Below are 24279 nucleotides of genomic sequence, written 5' to 3'. Positions count from 1 at the left end.
GGCGATGGTCCCAATTATATATCAAGTGAGTTGGCGCCATTGACGCCAGATTTAAATGGGTTACCTATTCAACGGTTTGGTTGGGTTGTTTATGCACTGCCTTGGCCTATGCCTATTTGAGTTTGATAGGAAAATGAGCATACTCTCTAAATCATTCTTATCTGGATTGATTTTAGGGCACCTCTAAAAATACCTAAAAAAAGCAAATCAATTCAACCAGGAGGGCAATTTCACTTGATTCTCAAAGTTTTTCTGTCCAATAATTAAATTTTTCTAAATTCAAGGTGATTCGGGTTGTTATCTTCTCGTTTTTGCTCCCTTTAAGCCATTTCGGGCGCACTAACCCTATCGAAACTGAAATACCCTTTTCGAATCAGCGTCGCTACACGCTTGATGTTATAGACGAGGTTGAGTAAGCCTATGTGTACTTTTGCTCTCCCATAACCTATGGTACGAATCGTGATTCCGCCCAGTTCATTCGTCATCGAACCAAACACATGCTCGACTCGTGCACGCACCCGTGATTTCTCTTTGTTACTGGATTTTTGTGCTTGCGTGAGGGGATGATTGCGAGCGCCTTTTTCGTGAATCTGACTCGTGTATTTTGAGGTGACCAGACTTTCTTCCTGTGCATTGCTGCGGTATGCTGAGTCCGCATAAATATCTGCGCCTCCCACTTCAGGGGATTGCAGCACTTCTTCCAAAACCTGACTGTCATGAATTTGCGCTGAAGTAACTTCCCATGTGGTTATCAGCTTGGTATCGCGATCCATATTGACGTGATCTTTGTAACCATAAAATGATTCGCTGTTCTTCTTCGTCCAACGCGCATCAATGTCTTTTTGCGCCAGTTTGTGGGGATTCTGTCCCCATTCAATCGGAACGGCATCTTCTTTAATCATCTTGTTTTCTTCACGTGTATTGCGTTGTTTAGGCACACTCACAAAGGTCGCATCAATGATCTGACCTGACTTCAGTTCTACCTCCAACTCTCGTAAACATTCATCGAATCTTGCAAACAGACGATCCATCAGATGGTTCTCTTTCAACTCTTCCCGGAACGACCACATGGTCTTTGCGTCAGGCACTACCCCTGCCAGACCAAGTCCCAAAAACCGCATGAAACTCAACCGGTCCCGGACTTGATACTCCAGCCGATCATCCGACAGATTATTCATTCTTTGTAATACCAGCATTTTGAATAGCATCACCCGATCAAAGGGTTTGCGGCCTGCTTCACTTTTCCGGGGCTTCGTCGTTGTCTCTGCAAGAAGATCAGCGAATAGATTCCAATCGATTATGCGATTCAGCTCTTCAAGCGGATCATTTAACTTACTTAGCTGAGCATATCGATTGTCAAGGTCAAAAAAACCGAGTTGCATGGTGAGGACTCATATCGGGGAGCATAATCTCATTATTATACATTTGAAACAACGTGTTATCCTGGACAAATCAAGAAAATACTACTTTCTCCTAACGCGCCTCATTTTATAGCTTGAATTTTTAGAGGTGCCCTTTAGTGGATTTCAAAGTAATTGGATTCCTCAACTGCACTTCCAAAGAACGACTCCGTCAATGACATCATTCACTGTTTCGTACTCAGAAGCATTAAGCAGAGAAATCAAATTACTATTGATAATCTCGACAGCTTCTTTCCTCTTTGAGGGAATCAACTGATTATGAGTACCGCATGTTTTGTCTAGCCAGGCTTGTGGATAAGTTCAAATTCCTAAACCGAATAAAAAATAAAAAAATTTTTCATCTTGGCTAATGATAAAAATCGGTTGAACAGTATGTGATTTTCTCAACATACTGTTCTGCTTTACACAAGAGAAGGGCACTACCTAATTTTAATAATCTTTAAGGTTTCTTCTTTCCCACTCGCCAACCTGCTTTTCTGCTTCTTCCTTACTGATTCCATATTTTTTCTGAATATTGCCAACCAACTGATCACGTTTCCCAGCAATCTTGTCGCACTCATCGTCAGTGAGTTCACCCCATTGTTCCTTGACTTTACCTATGAATTGTTTCCAGTTACCTTCTACTTGATCCCAGTTCATCTTGCAGCTCCTTTTTAAGTTTGAATTAAGTTGCTACTGCTTAATGCTGATCTCATCGAACATCCATAAAATGCACCAGGATTGGTTCGCGTGGAAAGCTACACGTACTCATTTACGTATAGTTAAAAGTATTGTAATACTGACATGACTGTATTTCTGTGCGCTAGTGAACAAAGTAATCAACTTAATGTTATGTTCACTTCCGGTGAATTTTTTCGATTCAAATATTAATCGTCAACCCTTAACATTTAATACCTGCTTCAAGGTATGCTTGATCTTCACCAGATCATTTTGGTTTCCCATGACTTGATCAATATCTTTGTAAGCAGCTGGAATCTCATCAATTCTTGATTCATCTTTAGGGCACTCAATACCTTTAGTCTGCTCTGCCAAATCAGCAATGGTGTAAATCATTTTTGCCTCATTTCTACCCAACCTTCTTCCGGCACCATGAGAGCATGAATGAAATGACTCATCATTGCCAAGCCCTTCGACAATATATGATTTTGCCCCCATACTGCCCGGGATAATGCCTAAATCACCTTTCCTTGCCCTGATTGCGCCCTTACGGGTGACAAGCACGTTTGTCCCGAAGTGGTGTTCTCTGGCAACATAATTGTGATGGCAGTTTATGGCTTTATCGGTAATGGTAAATGATGGAAGAAATTCACTCATACACTGCAACACAATATCCATCATGAGCTGCCTGTTAAGTTCAGCAAACTCCTGTGCCCATGACACAGCATTAACATAATCATCGTATATTTCGGTATGTTCCACGAGGTAGGCTAAATTTTCGTTAGGCAGATTATTCAGGATAAAATAGCGCTCCATTTCTTCCTTGGCTTTCTCAATAAAATAAGAGCCTATTCTGTTGCCAACTCCCCTTGAGCCCGAGTGAAGCATTGCCCAAACATAATCGGATTCATCTATGCATATTTCAATAAAGTGCTTCCCGGTGCCAAGGGTACCCAAGTGGTTAATAGTGTTATATCCTTTGGCTTTAGGATGTTTAGTAATGATTTCTTCATATTCATCAGAAAGAAACATATTCCAATAATAGGCAATACGATCAATTGGATTACTCCATGCTCCCCTGTCCCCACTCCCTCCGTTACTGGTTCTTCCATGAGGTATTCTTTTCTCAATCTCTGAACGCAATTCATAAAGGTTATCAGGCAGCATTGAAGCTTTTAACGATGTTTTAACTGCCATCATTCCACAACCAATATCCACACCCACAGCAGCCGGGATGATTGCTCCTTTGGTCGGAATAACCGATCCAATACCAGCATGCACATCAGGCATTACAGCAACATGTTTATGGATGAATGGAAGTTCTGACAGATCGCATAGTTGATCTAATGTGGATTGATCAACTTCATCAGTCCATATTTTTACAGGCGCACCATTACCTAATATTTTCTTTATGGTCATTCTTTTTCACCAGTTTAAATTTAGAATGTTGACCAATTTTCAGCAAAAATAATTCTCAACAATAGAATGGTATTTCAATTTTTCGACTGGTCTGCTCTTCCCATCTCTGCCACGTTATCTCTTGTACATCTATCAGTGTGGCCGCCTGTTTTGTGGCAAGCCCGGCTTTTGACCGGGCTTCTTTGAGTTGTTTTTGGTCTGCCATCCAGAATTTAACTATGATTTCGCATTCATTATATTATTGATTATTGTTATTTGTTGAAGCTTAGCTATATCCATTGGATATATTGATGTCAAAAAAAGATGACGAGAGATTTGTCAGGATTAACTAATGATAATTATTGCTTATCAAGTCGTTAATCCACGAATAGTCCGAGGTTCTTTGTTTTCCAGATCAATTTTATAATGACCTGATATTAGCTGCTTGTTTACCTTTAGGTCCGGTAGCCACTTCGAAAGTGACACGTTCAGCCTCTTTCAGAGACTTGAAGCCGTTACTATTAATAGCGGAAAAGTGTGCAAACAAATCCTCTCCACCATCATCTGGAGTAATAAAGCCGTAACCCTTAGCATCATTGAACCATTTAACTGTACCTATTGCCATTTTATTTCCTTAATAATTAATTGAATCATATAGTGATCAGTATTCATAACTGATGTGTTGTTAGGATACCGAGAAAAGTTGGTAAAAAAAATACGTGTAAGCACGTAGTAAGCTAACGTGAGTTCGACATAAGAATCATCACATCACGATTGGAAGAGCTTGAGGGAGCCTGATATTAAGCGAGGGTTTCTTCTCGCGAATAATGATGAAACTCTTTTTCTAGATCTCTTTATCATAAGGAGGAATCCAGGTTCCTTTTGCCGCTTTTCTTATGTCGAACTTACGTTAATTTATTAGCAACATCTATTTTCTATAAGTAAGCTGTTTCCTCCGCCTACCAATGCTGAAAGTAAGCCACTTGATTAGTCTGCGCGTAATTCATTGATATTTATCGTAAAAAAATACAAACTTGTGGGCTTTGCAGTTGCAAGACGGGTAGGGGCGGAGAGAATAATGGTGCAAAGAGAGAAAAAGTGAGCTGATTTGAGGTTTCAAGGTATTGGTGTTGGAATCGGACCCGATAATCAGGTGCTGTTCACATAGAATTTTTGCTGAAGAATATTAGTTATACTGCAAGTGCCTATGATTATTCTCATCATATTGATAGCGCATTATTCGCTTCCCCGCATCGGAAACATGGATGTGATTCTCGGCATTTCTTCGATATAAAACCCAAAAGCCCTTCGCTCTGTGTGGTACTTTGTAACTCAATAAACTTGTTTACGGGATGAACCTCCAAGGCATGGGGGAGAATTATTTGTTTCACCACCTTTATCAGACCACTCTTTACTAGTCATTGTATTCAAAGTAAGCGCATGTATAGAATGAGCAAGTTCATCTGCTAGGATTTTATTAACCATTTGATGGCGAGCTAAAAGCATTTTTCCCTGAAATTCCTCGGAAACGATAATCACTTTAAAATGTGATTCAGATCCTTTAGGCACATTATGCTTGTGACTTTCATTGATAACTTCCAGAAACTCAGGTTGTAGTGATTGAAGTTTGGTTTCGATGGATTCTTTGATATTCATTATTAACTCTTGCTATAAATTTATTTATGCGGGGTAGCATTTTAAATCAGGACCATAAAATCTACTTTTCACAATCTGATGTGGGATTGCGGTTAAACTTGGATGTAGTGGTATAACCTAGATTACCTAGGTTATACGTAAAAAGAAGCATACTAACCGATTTCCTAATTGTAAATGAGTAAATGAGTAAATGAGCAAGACTTGACTCTATCAAGGCCGTTAAATTGGAGCCATGGCTCCCGGACTATGACTCGAGAAACTGAAGCTTGTATATTTGCAGGCCGATTTTCTAGCGAATGATTGACTGAGATTTCTGCGCTATTTATATTTCCAGTCTCAGTGATTGTCGTGATGGTCTGGTAGCAAGATTACCATGAGCGCCCGTCTTATCAATGCAACGGTTTCCTCCGCCTACCAATGCTGCAAATAAACCGCTTGATTAGTCCGCGCGTAATTCATTAATTCTCATAATCTAAAAAATATGCACTTGTGGACTTCGCATCTATGGCTTAATCAATTAAAAATGATTCAGAATGTATAGAATTTGAAGAGCATATCGACGGTTTAGTTTTGTTATTTACTCAGTATTTTGCACAGCGCTTATTTGTGTTAAATGGGACTATGAAAATATTTTTTGAATCATTCTTAGCTGATCAGGTTATACATGACGGGTAGGGTAGGAGAGAATAATGGCGCAAAGAGAGAAAAAGTGAGCAGATTTGTCGGGATTTATGCAATCTCGAAGTCCACAAGAATCCGCACGAGCCCGCGCAAACACGCGAGAGTAGGCATAAAAAAAACCAACCGGATGAAGGGTTGGTTTTTGGTATTGGCGGGGCGGCGGGAATTGAACCTTCAGTTATGTCTGATAAATCAATCATATATTATTTTATTGTGTTATTTTTGTGGCAAATTGAAATAATTCCTCTGTGGTGCTTGTGAGGTATCTAGAGCATGAAAGTCCAAGTGCAACGTAATTTATATATCATATCCCATTCCACCCAAGGATGCAGGAATCATTATTAGCGATTTTACCCTTTTGTCTTCATTTGTTGTGAGATGCCTAGATATATATGGGAAAACTTGTAATAAGAACTCTTTCAAGCTGTTAAAATCCTCGTCAGAATAAATGACTCCATCCCGTTTTTCATTCATTATACTCATAACCCACTTAATAAAAATCGTTGGCATCATGACATCAGAAATATCTTCCCATCCATCTATGAGATTTGTAGTTTGCGATCTGATGTGCTGAGAAAGAACATCGTCGCAACGACCTCGACAAGTCCAAAACACATGCTCAAATTTCTGTGGTTCTTTGTTGTAATCATGGCGAATTCTATGCCAAAGCGTGATAACGCCTTTATCCTCTTGATCAAGCAATTCTTTCTCGCATACTTTACATTTTAGGCTTGGTTTATTAGAAAAAATTTTAGCTGGTTGAGGATTTTCAGTTTTCCATTTTACTAGGGTCTGTTGACATTTCACATAGGTAGCCACAGATATCCACACGCTATGGCTACCATACTCTCGTAATTTCGCTTCAGTTTGTCGTATCGCGTTGCTATTGCCCGATACTGCTTTAGCCGGGCAAAAGCATTCTCCACCAAATGCCGGTATTTATATAAACCCCAATCCATATCTGCATTACCCTTCAACGAGTTGCGCTTTCCCGGTATCACAGCCCGAGCTCCCTTCTTCGTTATCTGTTCCCGTAACCATTCGCTGTCATAGCCCTTGTCCGCAACGATTGTTTTTGCGTCAGGCAACCTGGCAATCAAATCAGGTGCGGCAGAACAGTCATTGACTTCTCCACCGGTGATTTCAAACTCAACTGGCAAGCTATAACCATCAACCGCTAAATGGATCTTGGTGGTATTGCCTGCACGACTTTTGCCGATAGCCTGCGATTCTTGACTCGCTGCTCCCGCACTATGTTGATGCGCTTTAACATAACTGCCATCCATAAATCTCCATTCCCAATCGGGATTAACAGCCAATGCTTTGAAAATATTGAGCCATTTCCTGCTCAATGACCATGCATTGAATCTTTTATAGATAGAATTCCAGCAGCCGAACACCCGGGGCAGATCGCGCCATGGACAGCCAACCCGCATTCGATACAGTATGCCTTCTACCGTCATGCGCAGATTGCGCTTGTTATAAATCGATTCTTGAAGCAGAATCTTCTCCAGCTTCGACCAGTACTCATCATTGAGCATCATTCGGGGCATCGCAAACTCGTTTTGTTGGTGGTATGGGAACCCCAATATTACGAGTTTGTTTTTACCTATGAAATACTTATCTTAAAACGTCAACAGACCCTAGAAATTATTGCGATTATTATGATTATCGTCTGGTTACTTGGCTTAATCTCCTCGTATACCACCCTATGTGTCAGGTTACCTTTCGCCGCAGCTGGAACCTAAAAACTTGAAGGGCAAAGCAAGAGGCCATGAAGCAAAAGAGTTATTCGCACGAATTGAAGGAATCAGTCATCCAGAAGAGGATGCTACCCAATGCAGTATCTGCTCCACAATTGTGTCAAGAAACAGGCGTATCTGATCTTACGCTGTACAAATGGAGAAAAGAATACAGGAACAGGGAAATCACTGCCGAGGGATATTTGAGCGCACCCTTTCTATGCTTTTAAAGATGAAGGAATTGCGTAGTGATAAGTAAATCTGTTTCGCAAAATGATAGGCTGCTGGATTCGGTTCTGATAATAAGTGACAGTTGTTACCACCGCCTAAACAGCTAATATATGTGAATCAATAGGATTATCATAAAAGGCACATACCGCAGCATTCATGTTTCATAAATATGGATAAAACCATATAAAGGTTATTGAAAAAAGAGTTAACAAGCAGATCAAGAGTTCATTACATATAAACCTATAGGGTTTGATGGTATAGGCATCCGCAAGCTCTATACTGATTTTTTCTGCCACATGCATTTCTAGAAATTTTATACGACGATAAATTGGCCGGTTTACAAACCAACGAAGGCTTTCAAGCACTAACAAAATACATGTCAAGCCAATTTGTATAAAAAGCTCTTCCTTTATAAGCATGTGTATTTGCTCAGAAGAAAATAACCAACCGAGCGTAACTAAATGTACACTGGTAGATATCCAAACATTATCAATATAGTGCTTTGTTAGAAATTTTAGCGCATCTAACTTTCCTACTTCTAAGTCCATAATTGAAGTGGCTCCCTATAACTGACTGGATAACCTGAAAGAAAGTTAAGCTCTGACATGTGTAGCTAAACAGATTCAGGCAACCTGATTGATTCTTTGAGAATTATAGTAGACTTTATCAGGCGTAAAGCTGTCAAGGCTTTGATGAAATCGTTCTTGATTGTACCATTCAAACCATATGAATAAATTCTGCCTTACCTCCTTCAGTTCATTGAATTATCTGATATAAGAAAGCTCGTACTTAACTACCCGCCATAATTGCTCAACAAAAATATTATCATAGTAGCCAACCTTACCATCCATACTGATCTGGATATGATGCTACTTTAATATCGAAGTAAATGCCTCGCTGGTGAACTGAACGTCCTGATCGGTGCAGACAACCATAGTCCTGAATGGCTGCTTCTAAAGCTTGGTTACGGGAGCCAGTATCCAAGGTATTTAACAAGCGCCAGTTCAAAACCTTTCCTTGCTACAAATGGACGCGTGCGTGGCAACGATACACGAGCAAAGGTACCGTATCTGCTTAAAGGTATTGTGTTTGGCAATGACGGACGAGCCTTATCACCGTGGCACACAACTAAGAAAAACGGACGGCGCTATCGTTATTACATTCCACAGCGCGACGCCAAGGAACATGCGGGAGTATCGGGATTGCCGCGGCTGCCTGATGCAGAACTGGAATCAGCGGTGCTCGACCAGTTGCGTGCAATCTTGCGTTCACCAAAATTGATAGGGGAGGTGCTACCTCAGGCAATCAAGCTCGATCCGGCCTTGGATGAGGCCAAAGTCACGGTAGCGATGAAGCGGCTTGACGCCATTTGGGAACAATTGTTTCCGGCCGAGCAGACGCGTATCGGTAGGTGTCAACATACTTTTCGCCTGAATACATTATTTAAGCAACCTTTTCCATCGTGGTTTTTGGTTGCGTATTACCGGGATTAAGCCTGACTGTTGATTCGTGTGACCAGTTTCGGGTTTCGCCTGACCAACGTTCCGGATGCTTCTTTTTCGCTTCCTCATAGAGACGTTTTCGCTGTTCAAGAAGAGTCACATCATCACCATGATGGCGCTGTGTTGGTGTCACATATTTTATGCCGCCATGGCGATGACAGTGGTTATACCAGTCAACAAAATGCAGCACCCATTGGCGTGCCTCGTCAAGACTTTCAAAAGGTTTGGATGGATAAGCAGGTGTATATTTCAAAGTTTTGAATAATGCCTCTGAATACGGATTATCGTTACTCACCGAAGGGCGGCTGAATGATGGAACAACACCCAGCTTCTGCATTGTTACCAGCATGGTGGCCCCTTTCATCGGGCTGCCATTATCTGAATGTAATACCACCTTCTGGTGGATGGGTAATACTTCAGTCAACCGGGTTTTTCGCAAAACATCAGCAGCTCGTTCCGATGATTCATTCTCATAGACTTCCCAGCCTACAATTTTACGACTATAGATATCCATGAACAGATACAGGTAAAAGAATACGCCTTTGAGCGTACTGGCCAGATAGGTAATGTCCCATGACCACACCTGATTGGGTCCATCTGCCATATAGGTTGTCGGTTTCTTTGTCGTGCCTGGATTGGCCGTACGGCCTCGGCGATGCAATTGGCCAGCATTACGTAAAATGCGGTAGAAACTGCTTTCTGACGCCAGATAAATAGCTTTGTCTGCTAGGGCAGGGACAATCTGTTTAGGTGTCTGGCTGCAGAATTCTTTACTGTTACAAACGTCGAGGATATGCTTTCTTTCCTGCTCACTGAGTTTATTGGCAGGCGTTTTCTCGACTATCTGCCGACGATCTTCCAGGCCAATGTGATGCCAGTATTGCAGCGTGCGGCTGCTGATGCCGATCACCTCACAGGCCAATCGTTGCCGTACACCTTGATTCACTGCTTCTGTTATTAATTGTATGGCCATCTGACGATCCTGCGCGCAGATCAATCTTCCTCGCTCACCCCCCAGATGGCTTCGCACTTTTTTGACAGCACCAGCAGCGCGGCTGTTTCTGCCAGTGCTTTTTCTTTGCGTCTGAGTTCAGCTTCCAGACGCTTTATCTGCTTCCGCTCTTCCTGACGATAGCGATTCTTTTCTTTCTCAGCCTGGGCATGGCGTTGATACCCTGACAGTGCTGCCGTTTTCCATTGATCAATCTGTTCTGAGTACAAGCCTTTACTGCGGCAATATTCACTCAGTTGTGCGCTATTCAAACCAGCTGTTTCTATTACAACCGCCAGCTTATCTTCTGCTGTCCAGTCATCTGCTTTACTGTTATCTCCCGGCACTGCGATCCCCCTATTCCTGTATTCTTTTCTCCATTTATACAGCGTAACATCAGATACGCCTGTTTCTTTACACAATTGGGGAACAGATACCGCATTGGGTGGCATCATCTTCTTGATGACTGATTCCTTAAATTCTTTTGAATAACTCTTTTGCTTCATGTCCTCTCACTTCGCCCTTCAAGTTTTTAGGTTTCAACTGCGGTGAAAGGTATCCTGACACATAGGGGTATCGTAAAGCTTCTGGTTGAAAAGGTGATCGTATCACCCGACGATCTAGAAGTACGGCTTCGTGCCAACGGCATTGAGCGGCTGGTGCTGGAAATGAGTCCGAAGTCAATCGAGCAGAAAGAGGAGGCACTGGCATGAGCGATATCCGAATCAGCAAAATAGGGAAGCCGGATATTCTACAGACAAGCGACGGCAGGTTAACTCTGTCTGTACCGATTCAGATCAAGCGCCGCAGTGGACGTAAGTTGGTCACGTTGCCCAATGGCAAAATTGCAAAAGATCAGCCTTGGGGCGCATCGACGACACCGCTGCAATTGGCCCTGGCAAGAGGTCACCGATGGCTTGCTATGCTGGAAGCGGGTGAAGTCAAATCGCTGAAGGAGATTGCTGCTCGGGAAGGGGTCGATAACAGTTATGTGAGTAGGATGGTGAATCTGACTATGCTTGCGCCGGACATCGTTGCTGCGATTCTGGATGATACTTTGCCAGATAACATTCTCTTGTTCGATCTGGCAGTTGATCCGCCGGCGCTGTGGGAGGAGCAGAGGGAGCGTGTCAAAAGAGTTCTAACGCCATGAACTGGGAAAAGAATCTTGAAAAAATGATCAGTAAAGCTTATGCTCGATATTGGCATTAAATACTGCCTTCAGTGAGGGCTGAAGAAGCTCATCGCCGCCATCCTGGAATCTGGTGCAATCACTAAAATTCTTGACTATCTCGGCTTGTCCTCCCGAGCGCCGCCACGTTCACCTGCGCAGGTCCAGGGTCTTTTCAATCCCGTCTGATTCGTGGCACATCTTTAAAGGGAAATTTTTATGGCTGAACTCGTGAAAAACCAACACGACGTAACGCGTTGGACCAAGGGGTTATCACGCAACCGGGCGATGCAGGAATTTTTTCGGCATACGCTGGGCGCATATATCAAAAAGAAATATAAATATAAGTTTTTGCCATATCAGTCGAAAGAAAAAGCGTTTTTGCTGTTGATTAACCACACACACAACTGCGATCCGTTTTTTGCGACTTTGATTTTTCCCGATTATATTCGGTATGTGGCGACCGAGCAATGGACTGAGGGGCCTGCGGGGAAGTTGTTCACGTTTTTGCTCAATCCGATTCCGCGCAAAAAAGGCGCGAGTGCGGATGAAACGGTCGAAAATATCGAGCTCAATTTGAAACTCGGAATCAGCGTGGCGATGTTTCCCGAAGGGGTAGTCTCGATCAATGGGCAGAGTGGGTATTTTTCTCCGCGCACCGGCGAATTGGTCAAGCAGTGCACCGGCGGGTTGATCACCTGCCGGATTGACGGCGGGTATCTGTGTGATCCGGTGTGGGCGAAATATCCTCGGCGTGGGACGACTGAGGGCAGGGCTGTAAGAGAGTATACGCGCGAAGAACTTGACCGTATGAGCGTTGACGAGATCAACGCGGCGATTGCAAAGGACTTATATGTCAACGCTTATGAGGAGCAGCGGAAAAACCTCAAGCGTTATCGCGGGAAAGCGCTTGCGGAGGGGCTGGAAAACGCGCTGTTTATCTGCCCGAAATGCCACAGGGTGGGCACGATGCAAAGCGATAAAAGCGACTATTTTTGTACCTGCGGGTACAAGGTAACGCTCGGAGATACCGGGTTTTTCACGGGTGAAGATGCGTTTTTTGACAATGTGTTGGACTGGGATTTGTGGCAGCGGGAGTACATAAAAGAACAAATTCCGGTTTGGAAAAAGGACAACAAAAGGCCGATCACCGCAGACGACATGGGCTCGGGAAAAGGGATCAACTTGTTTGAGACCACGGGCAGAAAACGGAATTTTTTAATGAATAACGCGCTGGTTAGGCTTTATTGCGACCGTCTGGAGCTGGTTGGCGGCGAGAAGACGGAGCGTTTTATGCTTTCCGAAATCAATCGAATGGGCAGCCACCGCTCGACCGGGTTGTTGTTCACTTGCGGCGTTATGTATTATAAAGCCTCGTCGAAGTGCGAATGGCCGGTGTTTAAATATGTGGCGCTTTGGCGGTTTTTGACGGGGAGACAGTATTTATAGACAAAGAGCGCCGTTTGGCGCTCTTTTTGTAAGGAACTAGCCCGGCGCTACGCAAGCCACCAAAAGAATGTCGAGTAAGAGACACTCTTTCAGGGATATTCGCAAGCGAATCTCCTTTCCTCTAAAATTGTTTCCGGCGGAGTAGGCGCGTATCGTAAAGCTTCTGGTTGAAAAAGTAATCGTATCACCTAACGATCTCGAAGTTCGGCTTCGTGCCAACGGCATTGAGCGACTCGTGCTGGAAATGAGTCCGAAGCCAATTGCACAGCGAGAGGAGGCATTAGTATGAGCAATATCCAAATCAACAAAACAGGCGAGCCCGATATTATCCAGGCAAGCGATGGCAGACTAACTCTGTCCGTACCGATTCAAATCAAACGCCGCAGTGGGCGCAAGTTGGTCACGTTGCCCAATGGCGAAATTGCAAAGGCTCGACACTGGGATACTGCGGCGACACCGTTGCAGTTGGCTCTGGCCAGAGGGCATCGCTGGCTTAATATGCTGGAATCGGGTGAAGTCAAATCTTTGAGGGAAATAGCTGCTTGGGAAGGGGTCGATAACAGTTATGTGAGCCGGATGGTTAACTTGACTATGCTTGCGCCGGATATTGTGGCAGCCATTTTGGATGATGCGCTGCCAAATCACATTACGCTGTTCGATTTGGTGGTTGATACGCCAGTTTTGTGGGAGGAGCAGATGGAGAGAGGCAGATTTGCTTCTTCCAAATAATCGTTCAGTTTTTAATAGATAATCGATGCAATTAAATACAAATGACTTTGCCCCAATAGTTAATGAAAAGGGAGAGAATTAGGTTCTTTTGGAAATTTCAAGAGTCGATATGGGATCTTTTAAAGCATTTTAGATATGGATGGAGAGAATGCAATGCTCAGTTTTGGATTGGCTGAGTTTGATAGTAGGCTGAAAATACAATCATTGATAACTTGGCTGCAATGATTGATGACATCATGATGAACAAATTGTACCCGCCAGCAGATGTGGATCTGATTGGGGTCGTTAATGGACCAGCCGGAGAAAACTTGGCGCACACCTGGCACAGAGCTTAATTGTTCCTGGCCATGTTCAATTAACATATTGATCTGTAGTAAATGACACTTTTCAACCTGAAAAATGACAATTTGTTCCGCTAGTTGCCAAGTACGGCATTGCATGAGTACTTCCGCTGCTCGGCCAGAGGAACCCCATAGGTGCATAAAGATTTTGATGCGCTCAATGAGTTTATCTTTAATACCCTGTAGCACTTCGATATAACCTTTTGTAGCATGCCCCTGCACATTGCAACGAATAACTGCTGCAGCTGTATCCGAAAGTTCGGTATAGCAATTGATTTTTGCAACGCCATTCAAAATTAATTTGTGGTACTGGTCTTCAGCCAAACCGCTGCCGCCGTGAAGTACGAGTGGAATTCCGATTTCTTGATTGATATGCTTCAGGCGTTTGAGATCGAGCTTGGTGTGGCGGTGCTGGCGGCCATGCCGCGTGCCAATTGAAACGGACAAGAAATCTACACCGCTACGATTAACATATGCTTTTGTTTCTGCAACCGGTGTAAAACAAGCTTCGCCCAAATGGTTTACTGCATTTTCTCCTTCTGCACCACCAACAAAACCGAGTGCGCCTTCGATTGCAGCGCCGCATGCGTGTACCATTTCTGCAACGCGGCTAGTTTGGGCGATATTGACGGTAAACGTTTCCGCGGAAACATCCAGCATGACGCTATTGCATCCCAGGCTAATTGCTTGAGAGATTGATTCAGGTGTTTGGGCGTGATCAAAATGGATTGCGACGGGCACCTTGGCTTGCTGTGCCGCCCGCTCGACAGCTGGCATAATCAATTTAAAATCATGTCGATCGAAGAGTGGTTCAGATAGATTAAGAATGACAGGAGAACGGCAAGACTCGGCGGCTATGATGATGGCTTCCAGAAAATCCAAGCTTACCAGCCCAAAACCACCAATTGCGTAGTTGTTTTGATAAGCATGTTTTAACATATCGCGCATATCAACTAACGGCATATTGTCCTCTGGAATCGATTAGTATTTTATCTTTAATGAATCACATTTTTTCGAGAGCTTGTTCCAGATCATCCAGCGCGGATCCCATAATAAGCCCCGCACAGCTATGGTATAATTGCAATTCACATGCGATCGGTAAGTGTAAATTGTTTCTTCCGCGAATTTTGAATTCCCGCCACGCCATGACCGGCTGATCGTCAGCAGTACTATCGACGCATAACCACATTTCCTTATCCAGAATGACTTCCAAGCCGCGATGCTGAAGTAATGCAACACGCAACGGGCCGCCTGCTCGCAACAAAGCCAAACGGACCTGGTTATAGCAAACCGCGTTGATCTGTTTGGGAAAAATGCGTAATGGATGCATTAAGGTATCATCCATCTCGTCACGATTCCATGGTGTGTGATTACATAGTATTTAAGCAGGACCGGTTGCAGTATCCGTTTTTCCTTCGAGGAAAACTCGGCTGGCTCTAATGTCCTCTGCTTCAATGGTCATCAGGTCAATATTAGTGAGTGTTTTTTTGCCTCCTGTAAACAATCGATTAGCTTGGCGTAGACGAGCCCGATCCAGTGCATTTCTTACCGAGCGGGCATTGGCAAAAAATTCCTGGGCCATCCGCAACCGGATATATTCGATAAATGCTTTTTCTCCATCTGGACTAAAGCGGTAGTTTTGGGCCGCTAGCATCAACTTGGCTATTGCGACTAATTCATCGACGCCATAGTCAGGAAAATCAATATGATGCGCGATCCGTGATCGCATACCTGGGTTGCTTTGGAAAAATTTATCCATCCGATCTTTATAACCCGCCAAAATAACCACTAAGTCATCACGATTGTTTTCCATTGTTTGCAACAGAATTTCAATAGATTCGGCTCCATAATCGCGCTCATTCTCTGGTTTGTAGAGATAGTAGGCTTCATCGATAAATAATACCCCACCCATGGCCCGTTTAATCACTTCTTTGGTTTTCGGAGCGGTATGTCCGATGTACTGACCAACCAGATCATCTCGTGTTACCGAAACCAAATGTCCTTCCCGCACATAATCCAAGCGATGCAGAATTTCAGACATGCGCGATGCTACAGTCGTTTTGCCGGTACCAGGATTACCAGTAAAGCACATATGCAAGCTTGGAGCGCCCGCTGATAATCCGAGTCGCTTGCGGACGCGATCCACGAGTAACAATGCTGCAATCTCATGAATACGAGCCTTGACTGGTTTTAATCCGATCAATTCGCGGTCCAGTTTATCCAGTACTTCACGTATGTTGGATTCTCGAAATTCTGCATCTAAATCGACGGACTGTTCATCCGCTTTTAGAATTTTAGATTGCTCAGCCATGATAAGTCCTTTAGGCAAGATAATTAGATTCTGAGTATTTTCTTAAGTAACAAACGCAAATATAACTTGTTTTTTCAATCGACTTATGGAATTCAGCATCCAAATCAACCGAAAGATTTTCAGTAGTTCTGAGGTATTTAGATTCTCGTTTCATACTGCCTCCCCAATAAAAGTAATCGAACACGCGTTTATTTCTCTGTGCAATACGAAAGTATCATTATTCTCCCCCTCCCTTTACATGTTCAAAGTAAAGAGAGGGTTGAAACAATTTTAGTAACGTTCTCCTTCCGGTTTATCCGTTGCATAAGAATGGATGGAATATTGAATATTCCTACCTGCCGTTTCTCGACGAATCAGACCAAAACCAGGTTCTTTTTCAGGTCGATTGACAATGTAAGACATGGTCGGGCTTTCAAAACCACGTGTAGAGTTGAAAGCAGTTACCCGGATATAGTGATTGGGAAATGTTTTACGACAATTGTTGATTTCCATCAGTATCCCCGCAGGATCCTTCAAATCAAACATTGGATTACCGTACATTTCCCAGTAGGTATCGCGCGGGTGAGGGTCATCCGTGTACTCAATACCGATTGCCCATCCATTGTTCAACGCATATTTGATTTGCGCTGAGATTTGTTTATCCGTTAACGGCGGCAGAAAAGAAAACTGCCCTTGTGTGAGACGATTGCCTGGATTTGTCATCATGATATTTTCTCCTTTAACCCATTAAACACTGGCAGTGGCTGAAGGTACAAAATCTGCGGTGTCGGTGGATTCATAGTTGAACGTGATATCCTTCCAAGTATCCAATGCCAATTTCAATGGCGTACACCATTTCGCTGCTTCGGCGAGAATTTCAGGTCCTTCTTTGACATAATCGCGGCCTTCATTACGCGCCATGATCATGGCTTCGAGTGCTACGCGGTTAGCGGTTGCGCCTGCTTGAATGCCTTGTGGATGCCCGATAGTACCGCCACCGAATTGCAACACCACGTCTTCACCCAAGTAATCGAGCAATTGGTGCATTTGGCCGGCATGAATCCCACCGGATGCCACTGGCATCACTTTTCTCAAGGATGCCCATTCTTGATCAAAGAACAGGCCATGTTCAAGATTTTTCTCGGTTCTGGTTTCACGCAAGGTATCGTAGAAACCTTTGATCATGAGTGGGTCTCCTTCCAGTTTTCCGACAACGGTTCCAGCATGAATATGGTCAACTCCGGCCATGCGCATCCACTTACAAATGACCCGGAAGTTCATGCCATGATTTTTTTGCCGGGAATAAGTCGAATTACCAGCACGATGCAAATGCAAGATCATATCGTTCTTGCGAGCCCATTTCGCCATCGATTGGATGGCCGTGTAACCAACCACCAAATCGATCATGATAATGGCCGAGCCCAGCGATTTGGCAAATTCAGCACGTTCGTACATGTCTTCCATGGTAGCTGCCGTGACATTGAGATAATGCCCTTTGACTTCACCTGTAGCGGCTGATGCTTTATTAACTGCCTCCATACAGAATAAGAAGCGATCGCGCCAGTGCATGAAAGGTTGCGAATTGATATTTTCATCGTCTTTCATGAAATCGAGGCCGCCTTTGAGTCCCTCGTAAACCACTCGACCATAGTTGCGACCGGATAACCCTAACTTCGGTTTGGTTGTGGCGCCGAGTAATGGTCGGCCAAATTTATCTAAGCGTTCACGTTCGACCACAATACCAGTTGCTGGTCCTTGGAATGTTTTGAGATAGGCAACCGGAATACGCATGTCCTCCAGCCGCAATGCTTTCACTGCTTTGAAGCCGAATACGTTACCGATGATGGAAGCGGTTAAATTTGCAATCGATCCTTCCTCGAACAGATCCAAGTCATAGGCGATATATGCAAAATATTGCTGTTCGGTTTTGGTACCTGGCCCAGTATTAGGAACTGGATCAACTTGATATGCTTTAGCGCGATATAACTCGCACGCTGTTAGACGGTCGGTCCAAACCACAGTCCAGGTTGCAGTTGAGGATTCGCCAGCGACGGCTGCGGCTGCTTCTTCCGGTTCCACACCCTCTTGTGGTGTGACACGAAACAACGCAATCACATCGGTGTCTTTGGGAATATAGTCCGGTTCCCAGTAGCCCATTTTTTTGTAGGGGATTACACCGGATTTATAACGTTCTTTTCCTTCTTTAATAGTTTCTGAAGCCATGGTTATCTCCAAGTAATTTAAATGAACCCGCGCGGTAGATTGCTAGAGTCAGGAGGATTTTTTACCTGCGGTTCAAAAAAAGTATACAATTACATAATCATAAATAATAATCAATTATTTTGATAGTATCGATAGACAATAATCTATTGAAATATGAAAAGGAGAATTCAAATTCCATGCGCCACAGCACCTTTCGACAATTGGAGGTTTTTGAAGCTATTGCACGCTTGAATAGCTTCACTCGTGCGGCTGAAGAATTATTCTTGACGCAACCGACTGTGTCGATGCAAATCAAAAAGCTGACTGATGATATTGGCTTACCGCTGTTTGAGCAGATAGGTAAAAAAATTTATCTGACCGATGCGGGAAAAGAGCTGTATGAGACTTGCCAGAGTATTTTTGAGCATTTTTCCCGGTTCGAGATGATTGTGTCGGACATGAAAGGCCTTAAATCCGGGAAATTGCGGCTTGCGGTTGTAACGACCGCCAAATATTTCACACCGCGATTATTAGGCATGTTTTGCCAGAATTACCCTGGCATTGATGTAGCGTTAAAAGTGACCAACCGCGAGCGCGTTCTGGAACGATTAACCAACAATCAGGATGATCTTTACATCCTGGGTCAAGTTCCGGAAGGGATTGATGCCGTGGCAGAGGTTTTCTTAGATAATCCGCTAGTCGTGCTAGCGGCTGCGGATCATCCGCTAGTCAATCACAAGAACATCAGTATCGATCGCATTTGTGATGAGCCTTTCATAATGCGCGAGCCTGGTTCGGGAACACGCATGGCGACTGAACGTTTTTTTTCGGAACACAATAAAAAACTAAAGGTTCGCATTGAATTGGGTAGCAATGAAGCCATCAAGCAAGCGCTTGTCGGACATTTGGGAATCGCGGTATTATCCAGCCATACCCTGGCATTGGATGCGCCGATGGGGCAGCTCGCAGTATTAGATGTCGAAGGTTTTCCAATTGAACGGCATTGGTATTTTGCATATCCATCTGGCAAGCAATTATCGATTGTGGCGCAAACTTTCCTGGACTATTTGCGCCAGGCACATCATTCTCTGGAAGACTTATCCTGCCGCCATGCCATCACAGGCCATTATCCGCTGGTAATAAATGGGAGCGGTATAAAATCCAGTGGATAACATCGTTTTTTCCAGAAATTACTCAATCATACATTTATAAGAACTTTACAATGACTCAACATATTGCCTGGTTCGATTAGTTGAGCATACAGGATGTCGGTCTAGTGGGTAGTAAAAAACGCCTCCGCTGGGAGAGATGATCAGTCATCTGACACAGGCAGGTGTAAATGTGCTGATGGGCTTTTGCGGCCTTGTGGTCACTAACCTGACCGGGTGTGAGCAGCATGACGCAAGGTTGCCCCTTGCCGTCGGCCACGAGGTGGATTTTTGTTGTCCGTCCACCTTTGTTGCGACCAAAAGCATGAACGCAGCCCCCTTTTCCGCCGCCGGAACAACGGAGATTCTTGATAAAGATACTGTCGATCATCAGCCGATTAGGCTGCCCCTCCGCTTGATCCAATGCCGAGAAGATCTTCTCCCAGATATCGCGCTGTGCCCATCTGTTTCCATAGCGAGCAAAATTAACTTTCTCATTTACTCAATGAACATCAAAGACTGATAGACGCCTGACGGTGTGTCTAAACTCACCTAACTTTCTCGCCTAGTGGTATCAACTGCTGCATGTTTCCATGTCAATCAGGCAGGACTCTAATTGGCAAAGCAACTTGCTATCTTGCCGCGGCGTAAATCGCTTACGCGATGCAATTTAGGGTAGTGAGTGTCCATTCCATTATTTTTACACCGCTATTTATAGGAAAAAATGAGCAAGACAGCAGTTCACCTTATTTATTGCGTTCCGCCATTCCCAAGGTGGAACTTGTTGAGCTTCCGGTAGACCCCATAATCCCTCTTTATTCTGCCTAGACTGTTTTTCCAAAGCGTAGAGCTTTTGATCTGTAGAATATTTTCGATATACCCAGGCGGCGCCGATTCTTACCATTTCTGCGTTCACATCGATGTCGGCTGCATAGACGCGTCCAACTGTACGACCATAGCGATCTGTATCCTACACTTTGATACTTACCGTTTTTCCAAAGACAAGTCGCGATAATTCCTGCTTGGCACGCGATCCATAAGGCTGGGCTGATTCTGGAGTATCGATCTCTGCGAGCCTCACTTTGATTTGCTGCTTGCGATCATCCAGGATCGTGAGTGTGTCTCCATCGGAGATAGCTACGACTCGCCCGATATGTTCCTGAAACGCCGCAAATAACGGCAGGAACGCGAGGTAGAGTAATACCAGGAATAGAACTCTTTTATAATTTATAAGGCTCACTAAATCTTCCTATTAAAGCGTGAGTTCAGGATAAGGAAAGCATCAAAGGGAATCTTAACTCTCCATGATAAATTAATTGTGGAGAAGAGATACACCATTATTCTTGAGAAGAAATCTTCGAATAATATCAGGTTCCCTCAGCTCTTCTAACCGAGTCAAATGATGCTTATGTCGACTCACGTTATTATTAAAAAAGGCGTTACATTTCCTATACACGATCGCTGGTTCACGTTGCCCTAATGGGTAGGACATAAAACACCTGACCGCTCTTTGCATGAATTACAGCATTACGCGGCTATGTAGATTAATCATGGATCGCCACGCTAGCTGCCTCCATACACAGCGAATAAAACTCATGCAGGAATACTGCAAAGTCCGACAATCCATCATTTTACTAAACTTCCTATTCTTGTTTTATACGCAATTTCTTTAGATCAAATTAAGTTCATTGCTTATTTTATTTTTCATTAATAACGCATATCTTTTGTTCTAGTTATCTTCACGCTGCACGATGTTCTCCAGCAAATGCACATGCAGTATCACTCCTAATTCCTTGGCCAGCTTAGACATCGCGGTGAGATCGGCTTGAAGTGTTTCCGATAGATGGGATGCGACTTGAAAAGTAGCTCTGGGGTTGGGATCAATCAGTGTCTGCTTGACGAGCTTGATATCCGCGATGCTGGCAGGATCAGCATTGCCAAGATGCGCGAACACGAAGCGCAGTCCAGAGTCACCGAGGGCGCGAATATTCCCCCGCACGAACTGGGGTGTGAAGGCATGCGACCAGTCGACCGTGGTGGTGACCCCGGTGTTGATCAGGTCCAGAGCGCTGAGCCGAACGCCCGCGTAAGCCTCGGTTTCAGTGAGCGCAATGTCAGGATTAAATAGTGGGAATACACAAGTATTCAGCCAACAATCGTCGGGATCAGGTGGTCTGCAATTCATTCTCCTATTAGTTGGGCCATTGGATCAGCAACCGGACGAGGTAAGTGCGCGGGCGAATACCCAGATTCAGATTGGCGTTGCATTGAAATATAGTCTGTACGCTTCATATCGTCTTGCGTAGCACGCGCTCATTTAAGACTGTGCCGGTGTCGATTTGTTCGCTAGCGCACAGTCGAAGCAGGGGCAATGGACTATACTGGCACTCAAGATGATTTTCAAACATGCCTTACCAGGTACCCGCACCTTAGGAGACGAGATGAACGCAGAGCAGAGGACTTATAAGGGATACAGCATTCTTATCAATACTGAGAAAGACGATACCCTTGGTCTGTGGAACGGCCGTTACAGGATCCTTGATAAAGATGGAAAGGTTGTATATGAGAGTTTTGTTCCGCCCCTGGACGAAGAAAGCAAGGCACAGGAGGCTGCAAACATAGAAGCCCGTGCATGGGTTGATGGCGATATTGATAAGCTTTCCGGCACCGTCTAGTAGCCATGCGTGAAGTGGTTCCCACTAACTGGACAACCGGGGGTAGATATACCCAGGTGTGGGGGCGCCAGGAAAAAATGTCACAACTTGGATGGCACGAAGCTTGCTTAGAATTGGACGAGCTATTGACAAGCTTCACGTGACAGAGTGATAGGTTGACTTGTGCAGATAAAAATCTACGCGACGGTAGAAAGCAAAAAATCTAGCCAAGCACTAAATCATGGTGAAGGGCAGAATACCGGCCATGCAGCCAATCACAACAGGTGCTCTACCTATCCGTCTACCTTATCTGCCGATCTAATGCATAATGTCTTGCAATTTAATTTTATCGTTTGAGTGCCTCGATAGCTGCAGCTCTACCTTCCAGCTCGGGCGCTTCCTGTTCCCTGCCATTTTCTCTATAGAGCGCCGCTATATTCCTAAGAATCCTGGCAACATAGGGATGATCCGGACTGAGGTATGCTGAGTTTTATGGAGTCCAAAGTTTCATAAAATATAGACTTGAAATGGAGGACAAAAATGGAACAATTACCCCGAACACGATATAGCCAGGAGTTTCGCGAGCAATCGGTCAAGTTATTTAAAGAAAGTGGATTAACGCTGGTTGAAGCAGCAAAATGACTATCTTTACCTAAGGGAACGGTAAAGAACTGGGTTTATGCGGACCGGCAAGGTGAACTCACAGCTGTAGGTAAAAAGCAGAGCTCACTGACTGAGCTTGAATTAGAGTTATCCAGGATTAAACGTCAATTATCAGAAGTCTAGATGGAGAGAGATTTCATAAAAAAGTGTGCGGCCTATTTCGCGAAGGAGTCGCGGTGAGATACGGCATGATTGATACATGATACACTGCGACAGCAATATCCCGTTGCACTTATGTGCCGTGTACTTGATGTTTCAGAGAGTGGTTTTCATGCCTGGAATATTCGCCCACCTTGTGAGCGTGAGCAAAAAATGCACGGCTGGTAATAGAAATATTGGCAGCACACCAACGCACCCGAGAGAGCTACGGTGTGAAACGCTTGCATAGTGAGCTGGTAGATCAGGGTGTACAGATTACAGCATACCGTGTGAGAGTGCTTCGCAAGAAGCTGAATTTGCGTTGTAAGCAAAAGCGGAAATTCAAGGTAACAACTGATTCTAAACATCATTTACCGTTCGCTCCCAATATTTTAAAACGAGAGTTTGCTGTTAGCGCACCTGGCAAAGCGTGGGTCAGCGATATCACCTATCTTCCTACAGACGAAGGCTGGCTGTACCTGGCTGGTATAAAAGATCTATTTAATAGCGAATTAATAGGCTATGCCATGAATGAGAGGATGACGACGGAGCTGGTTATACAGGCTTTGTTTCGCGCAACTGATAGAAAACTGCCAGAAAGTGGGTTAATTCTTCACTCGGATCGTGGTAGCCAATATTGTGCGCACGATTACCAGGACATATTGAAACAATTGGGTATAGTCTCTTCCATGAGTGGCAAAGGCGATTGCTGGGATAATGCTCCTATGGAAAGCTTCTGGGGAACTCTTAAAAACGAATTGGTACATCATCGAAAATTCAAAACACGACTGCAAGCAAAACAGGAGATTACCGAATATATTGAGATCTTTTATAACCGGCAGCGCAAGCAGGAAAAATTAGGCTACCTATCACCAGCAGAATTTACACAGCAATACTATGCAAATCTACTCGCTGCTTAATTATATGGACTCCATATTTGACAACACACCTCAGCTTCACCGCTATCGGATTTGGTGGGGTCATAATTCGCGTTATATCCATACCCTCCCGTTCCATCTGCCACCGACTCTGGGATATAGCCTGAAGCTTCTAAAAATTTACGAAACTGTCCGACGGTCACTTCAAACTGACCAAGGTAGAAAGGTTGAGTGATGCGCACTTGATGCACTGGTGCTTCGTCCCCAAGTTCCTGCACACGGCGGCGCTCGTACTGCGGATAGTCCTTTGACAACACATCCGGTGATTCATCGCTGC

At 44.2% G+C, this 24279-nt stretch carries 27 protein-coding genes and 2 pseudogenes; 10 read left to right on the top strand and 19 right to left on the bottom strand.

From position 1 onward, the window contains the following. Positions 1–320: 320 nt before the first annotated feature. The 8 genes from AAW31_RS06820 to AAW31_RS06790 form a co-directional block, all read right to left on the bottom strand. Complete coding sequence (locus tag AAW31_RS06820; RefSeq protein ID WP_046849671.1) at positions 321–1382, bottom strand: IS5 family transposase; 1062 nt, start codon at positions 1380–1382, stop codon at positions 321–323. 468 nt (positions 1383–1850) lie between these two features. Next, positions 1851–2060 (bottom strand): CsbD family protein, encoded by a 210-nt coding sequence (locus AAW31_RS06815; protein ID WP_046849670.1) that lies wholly within the window; start codon positions 2058–2060, stop codon positions 1851–1853. A gap of 234 nt (positions 2061–2294) precedes the next feature. Next, positions 2295–3497, bottom strand: a complete 1203-nt coding sequence (locus tag AAW31_RS06810; RefSeq protein ID WP_046849669.1) for an RtcB family protein — start codon at positions 3495–3497, stop codon at positions 2295–2297. 55 nt (positions 3498–3552) lie between these two features. Further along, positions 3553–3702, bottom strand: coding sequence for a hypothetical protein (locus AAW31_RS21215; RefSeq protein ID WP_158441419.1), 150 nt, complete (start codon positions 3700–3702; stop codon positions 3553–3555). Between the two features lie 195 nt (positions 3703–3897). Beyond that, positions 3898–4101: a cold-shock protein gene (locus tag AAW31_RS06805; protein WP_046849668.1), complete on the bottom strand. Its 204-nt coding sequence runs from the start codon at positions 4099–4101 to the stop codon at positions 3898–3900. 707 nt (positions 4102–4808) lie between these two features. Beyond that, positions 4809–5132, bottom strand: coding sequence for a BolA family protein (locus AAW31_RS06800; protein ID WP_046849667.1), 324 nt, complete (start codon positions 5130–5132; stop codon positions 4809–4811). 978 nt (positions 5133–6110) lie between these two features. After that, a complete protein-coding gene (locus AAW31_RS06795) occupies positions 6111–6632 on the bottom strand; it encodes a hypothetical protein (protein ID WP_187426938.1) in 522 nt (173 codons plus the stop codon). Beyond that, positions 6617–7366, bottom strand: a complete 750-nt coding sequence (locus AAW31_RS06790; protein WP_082110355.1) for an IS5 family transposase — start codon at positions 7364–7366, stop codon at positions 6617–6619. Before AAW31_RS06790 ends, AAW31_RS06795 begins: the two co-directional genes overlap by 16 nt. Before the next feature lie 221 nt (positions 7367–7587). On the opposite strand from AAW31_RS06790, the gene AAW31_RS06785 reads away from it, so the two are divergent. Next, a complete protein-coding gene (locus AAW31_RS06785) occupies positions 7588–7785 on the top strand; it encodes a transposase (protein WP_046849666.1) in 198 nt (65 codons plus the stop codon). 162 nt (positions 7786–7947) lie between these two features. Here AAW31_RS06785 and AAW31_RS06780 read toward each other — a convergent pair whose 3' ends face one another. Together AAW31_RS06780 and AAW31_RS23490 are read right to left on the bottom strand one after the other, a co-directional pair. Next, complete coding sequence (locus tag AAW31_RS06780; protein ID WP_046849665.1) at positions 7948–8334, bottom strand: hypothetical protein; 387 nt, start codon at positions 8332–8334, stop codon at positions 7948–7950. 75 nt (positions 8335–8409) lie between these two features. Then, positions 8410–8541, bottom strand: a complete 132-nt coding sequence (locus AAW31_RS23490; RefSeq protein ID WP_144413044.1) for an integrase core domain-containing protein — start codon at positions 8539–8541, stop codon at positions 8410–8412. Between the two features lie 279 nt (positions 8542–8820). On the opposite strand from AAW31_RS23490, the gene AAW31_RS06775 reads away from it, so the two are divergent. After that, positions 8821–9279 carry a zinc ribbon domain-containing protein gene (locus AAW31_RS06775; protein WP_200899730.1) on the top strand — a complete coding sequence of 153 codons (459 nt, stop codon included), beginning with the start codon at positions 8821–8823 and terminating at the stop codon, positions 9277–9279. On the opposite strand, the gene AAW31_RS06770 is transcribed toward AAW31_RS06775, so the two are convergent. Next, positions 9230–10785, bottom strand: a protein-coding gene (locus AAW31_RS06770) for an IS3 family transposase (protein WP_144412869.1) whose coding sequence is annotated in 2 segments (ribosomal slippage) — positions 9230–10326 and positions 10326–10785 — 1557 coding nt in all. Because the reading frame shifts where the segments join, the coding sequence is not laid out codon by codon here. The two genes, AAW31_RS06775 and AAW31_RS06770, sit on opposite strands and share 50 nt — an antisense overlap. A gap of 42 nt (positions 10786–10827) precedes the next feature. On the opposite strand from AAW31_RS06770, the gene AAW31_RS21210 reads away from it, so the two are divergent. The 4 genes from AAW31_RS21210 (at position 10828) to AAW31_RS06750 (ending at position 13628) form a co-directional block, all read left to right on the top strand. Continuing rightward, positions 10828–10992, top strand: a complete 165-nt coding sequence (locus AAW31_RS21210) for a hypothetical protein (RefSeq protein WP_158441417.1) — start codon at positions 10828–10830, stop codon at positions 10990–10992. Then, entirely contained in the window at positions 10989–11432 is a 444-nt protein-coding gene (locus tag AAW31_RS06760) for a hypothetical protein (protein ID WP_046849664.1), read from the top strand. Before AAW31_RS21210 ends, AAW31_RS06760 begins: the two co-directional genes overlap by 4 nt. Positions 11433–11669: 237 nt before the next feature. Further along, positions 11670–12899 (top strand): lysophospholipid acyltransferase family protein, encoded by a 1230-nt coding sequence (locus AAW31_RS06755; protein WP_046849663.1) that lies wholly within the window; start codon positions 11670–11672, stop codon positions 12897–12899. A gap of 285 nt (positions 12900–13184) precedes the next feature. Continuing rightward, on the top strand, positions 13185–13628 hold the full coding sequence (locus AAW31_RS06750; protein ID WP_046849662.1) for a hypothetical protein: 444 nt from the start codon (positions 13185–13187) through the stop codon (positions 13626–13628). Positions 13629–13747: 119 nt separating this feature from the next. On the opposite strand, the gene AAW31_RS06745 is transcribed toward AAW31_RS06750, so the two are convergent. The 5 genes from AAW31_RS06745 to AAW31_RS06725 all read right to left on the bottom strand — a co-directional run bounded on the left by AAW31_RS06745 (position 13748) and on the right by AAW31_RS06725 (position 18482). Beyond that, on the bottom strand, positions 13748–14932 hold the full coding sequence (locus AAW31_RS06745) for a class II fructose-bisphosphate aldolase (RefSeq protein WP_046849661.1): 1185 nt from the start codon (positions 14930–14932) through the stop codon (positions 13748–13750). Between the two features lie 40 nt (positions 14933–14972). Next, positions 14973–15314, bottom strand: coding sequence for a hypothetical protein (locus tag AAW31_RS06740; RefSeq protein WP_046849660.1), 342 nt, complete (start codon positions 15312–15314; stop codon positions 14973–14975). 36 nt (positions 15315–15350) lie between these two features. After that, the gene (gene cbbX / locus AAW31_RS06735) at positions 15351–16280 is read right to left on the bottom strand and encodes a CbbX protein (protein WP_046849659.1); all 930 of its coding nucleotides are present in this window, start codon (positions 16278–16280) and stop codon (positions 15351–15353) included. A 270-nt stretch (positions 16281–16550) separates the two neighbouring features. Beyond that, a complete protein-coding gene (locus AAW31_RS06730) occupies positions 16551–16985 on the bottom strand; it encodes a ribulose bisphosphate carboxylase small subunit (RefSeq protein ID WP_046849658.1) in 435 nt (144 codons plus the stop codon). A gap of 21 nt (positions 16986–17006) precedes the next feature. Next, complete coding sequence (locus tag AAW31_RS06725) at positions 17007–18482, bottom strand: ribulose-bisphosphate carboxylase large subunit (RefSeq protein WP_046849657.1); 1476 nt, start codon at positions 18480–18482, stop codon at positions 17007–17009. Between the two features lie 176 nt (positions 18483–18658). Here AAW31_RS06725 and AAW31_RS06720 point away from each other — a divergent pair, with 176 nt between their 5' ends. Then, complete coding sequence (locus tag AAW31_RS06720) at positions 18659–19633, top strand: LysR family transcriptional regulator (protein WP_046849656.1); 975 nt, start codon at positions 18659–18661, stop codon at positions 19631–19633. Between the two features lie 136 nt (positions 19634–19769). Beyond that, a complete protein-coding gene (locus AAW31_RS06715; RefSeq protein ID WP_046849655.1) occupies positions 19770–20132 on the top strand; it encodes a hypothetical protein in 363 nt (120 codons plus the stop codon). Positions 20133–20321: 189 nt separating this feature from the next. Here the strand turns inward: AAW31_RS06715 and AAW31_RS06710 are convergent. Further along, positions 20322–20849: pseudogene (locus tag AAW31_RS06710) on the bottom strand (thermonuclease family protein). 489 nt (positions 20850–21338) lie between these two features. Then, positions 21339–21794 carry an amidohydrolase family protein gene (locus AAW31_RS06705; protein WP_052752121.1) on the bottom strand — a complete coding sequence of 152 codons (456 nt, stop codon included), beginning with the start codon at positions 21792–21794 and terminating at the stop codon, positions 21339–21341. Positions 21795–22050: 256 nt separating this feature from the next. On the opposite strand from AAW31_RS06705, the gene AAW31_RS06700 reads away from it, so the two are divergent. Both AAW31_RS06700 and AAW31_RS19670 read left to right on the top strand, forming a co-directional pair. Further along, on the top strand, positions 22051–22284 hold the full coding sequence (locus tag AAW31_RS06700; RefSeq protein WP_046851567.1) for a hypothetical protein: 234 nt from the start codon (positions 22051–22053) through the stop codon (positions 22282–22284). Between the two features lie 519 nt (positions 22285–22803). Next, positions 22804–23984: pseudogene (locus tag AAW31_RS19670) on the top strand (IS3 family transposase). Here the strand turns inward: AAW31_RS19670 and AAW31_RS06690 are convergent. Next, a complete protein-coding gene (locus AAW31_RS06690) occupies positions 23981–24256 on the bottom strand; it encodes an SUMF1/EgtB/PvdO family nonheme iron enzyme (RefSeq protein ID WP_235264520.1) in 276 nt (91 codons plus the stop codon). The pseudogene AAW31_RS19670 and the gene AAW31_RS06690 sit on opposite strands and share 4 nt — an antisense overlap. Between the last annotated feature and the right edge of the window lie 23 nt (positions 24257–24279).

Source organism: Nitrosomonas communis, from assembly GCF_001007935.1.
GTDB classification, from domain to species: Bacteria; Pseudomonadota; Gammaproteobacteria; order Burkholderiales; family Nitrosomonadaceae; genus Nitrosomonas; species Nitrosomonas communis.
The sequence above is the reverse complement of the archived record's forward strand: the minus strand, read 5'-3'. Positions and strand labels throughout refer to the sequence as shown.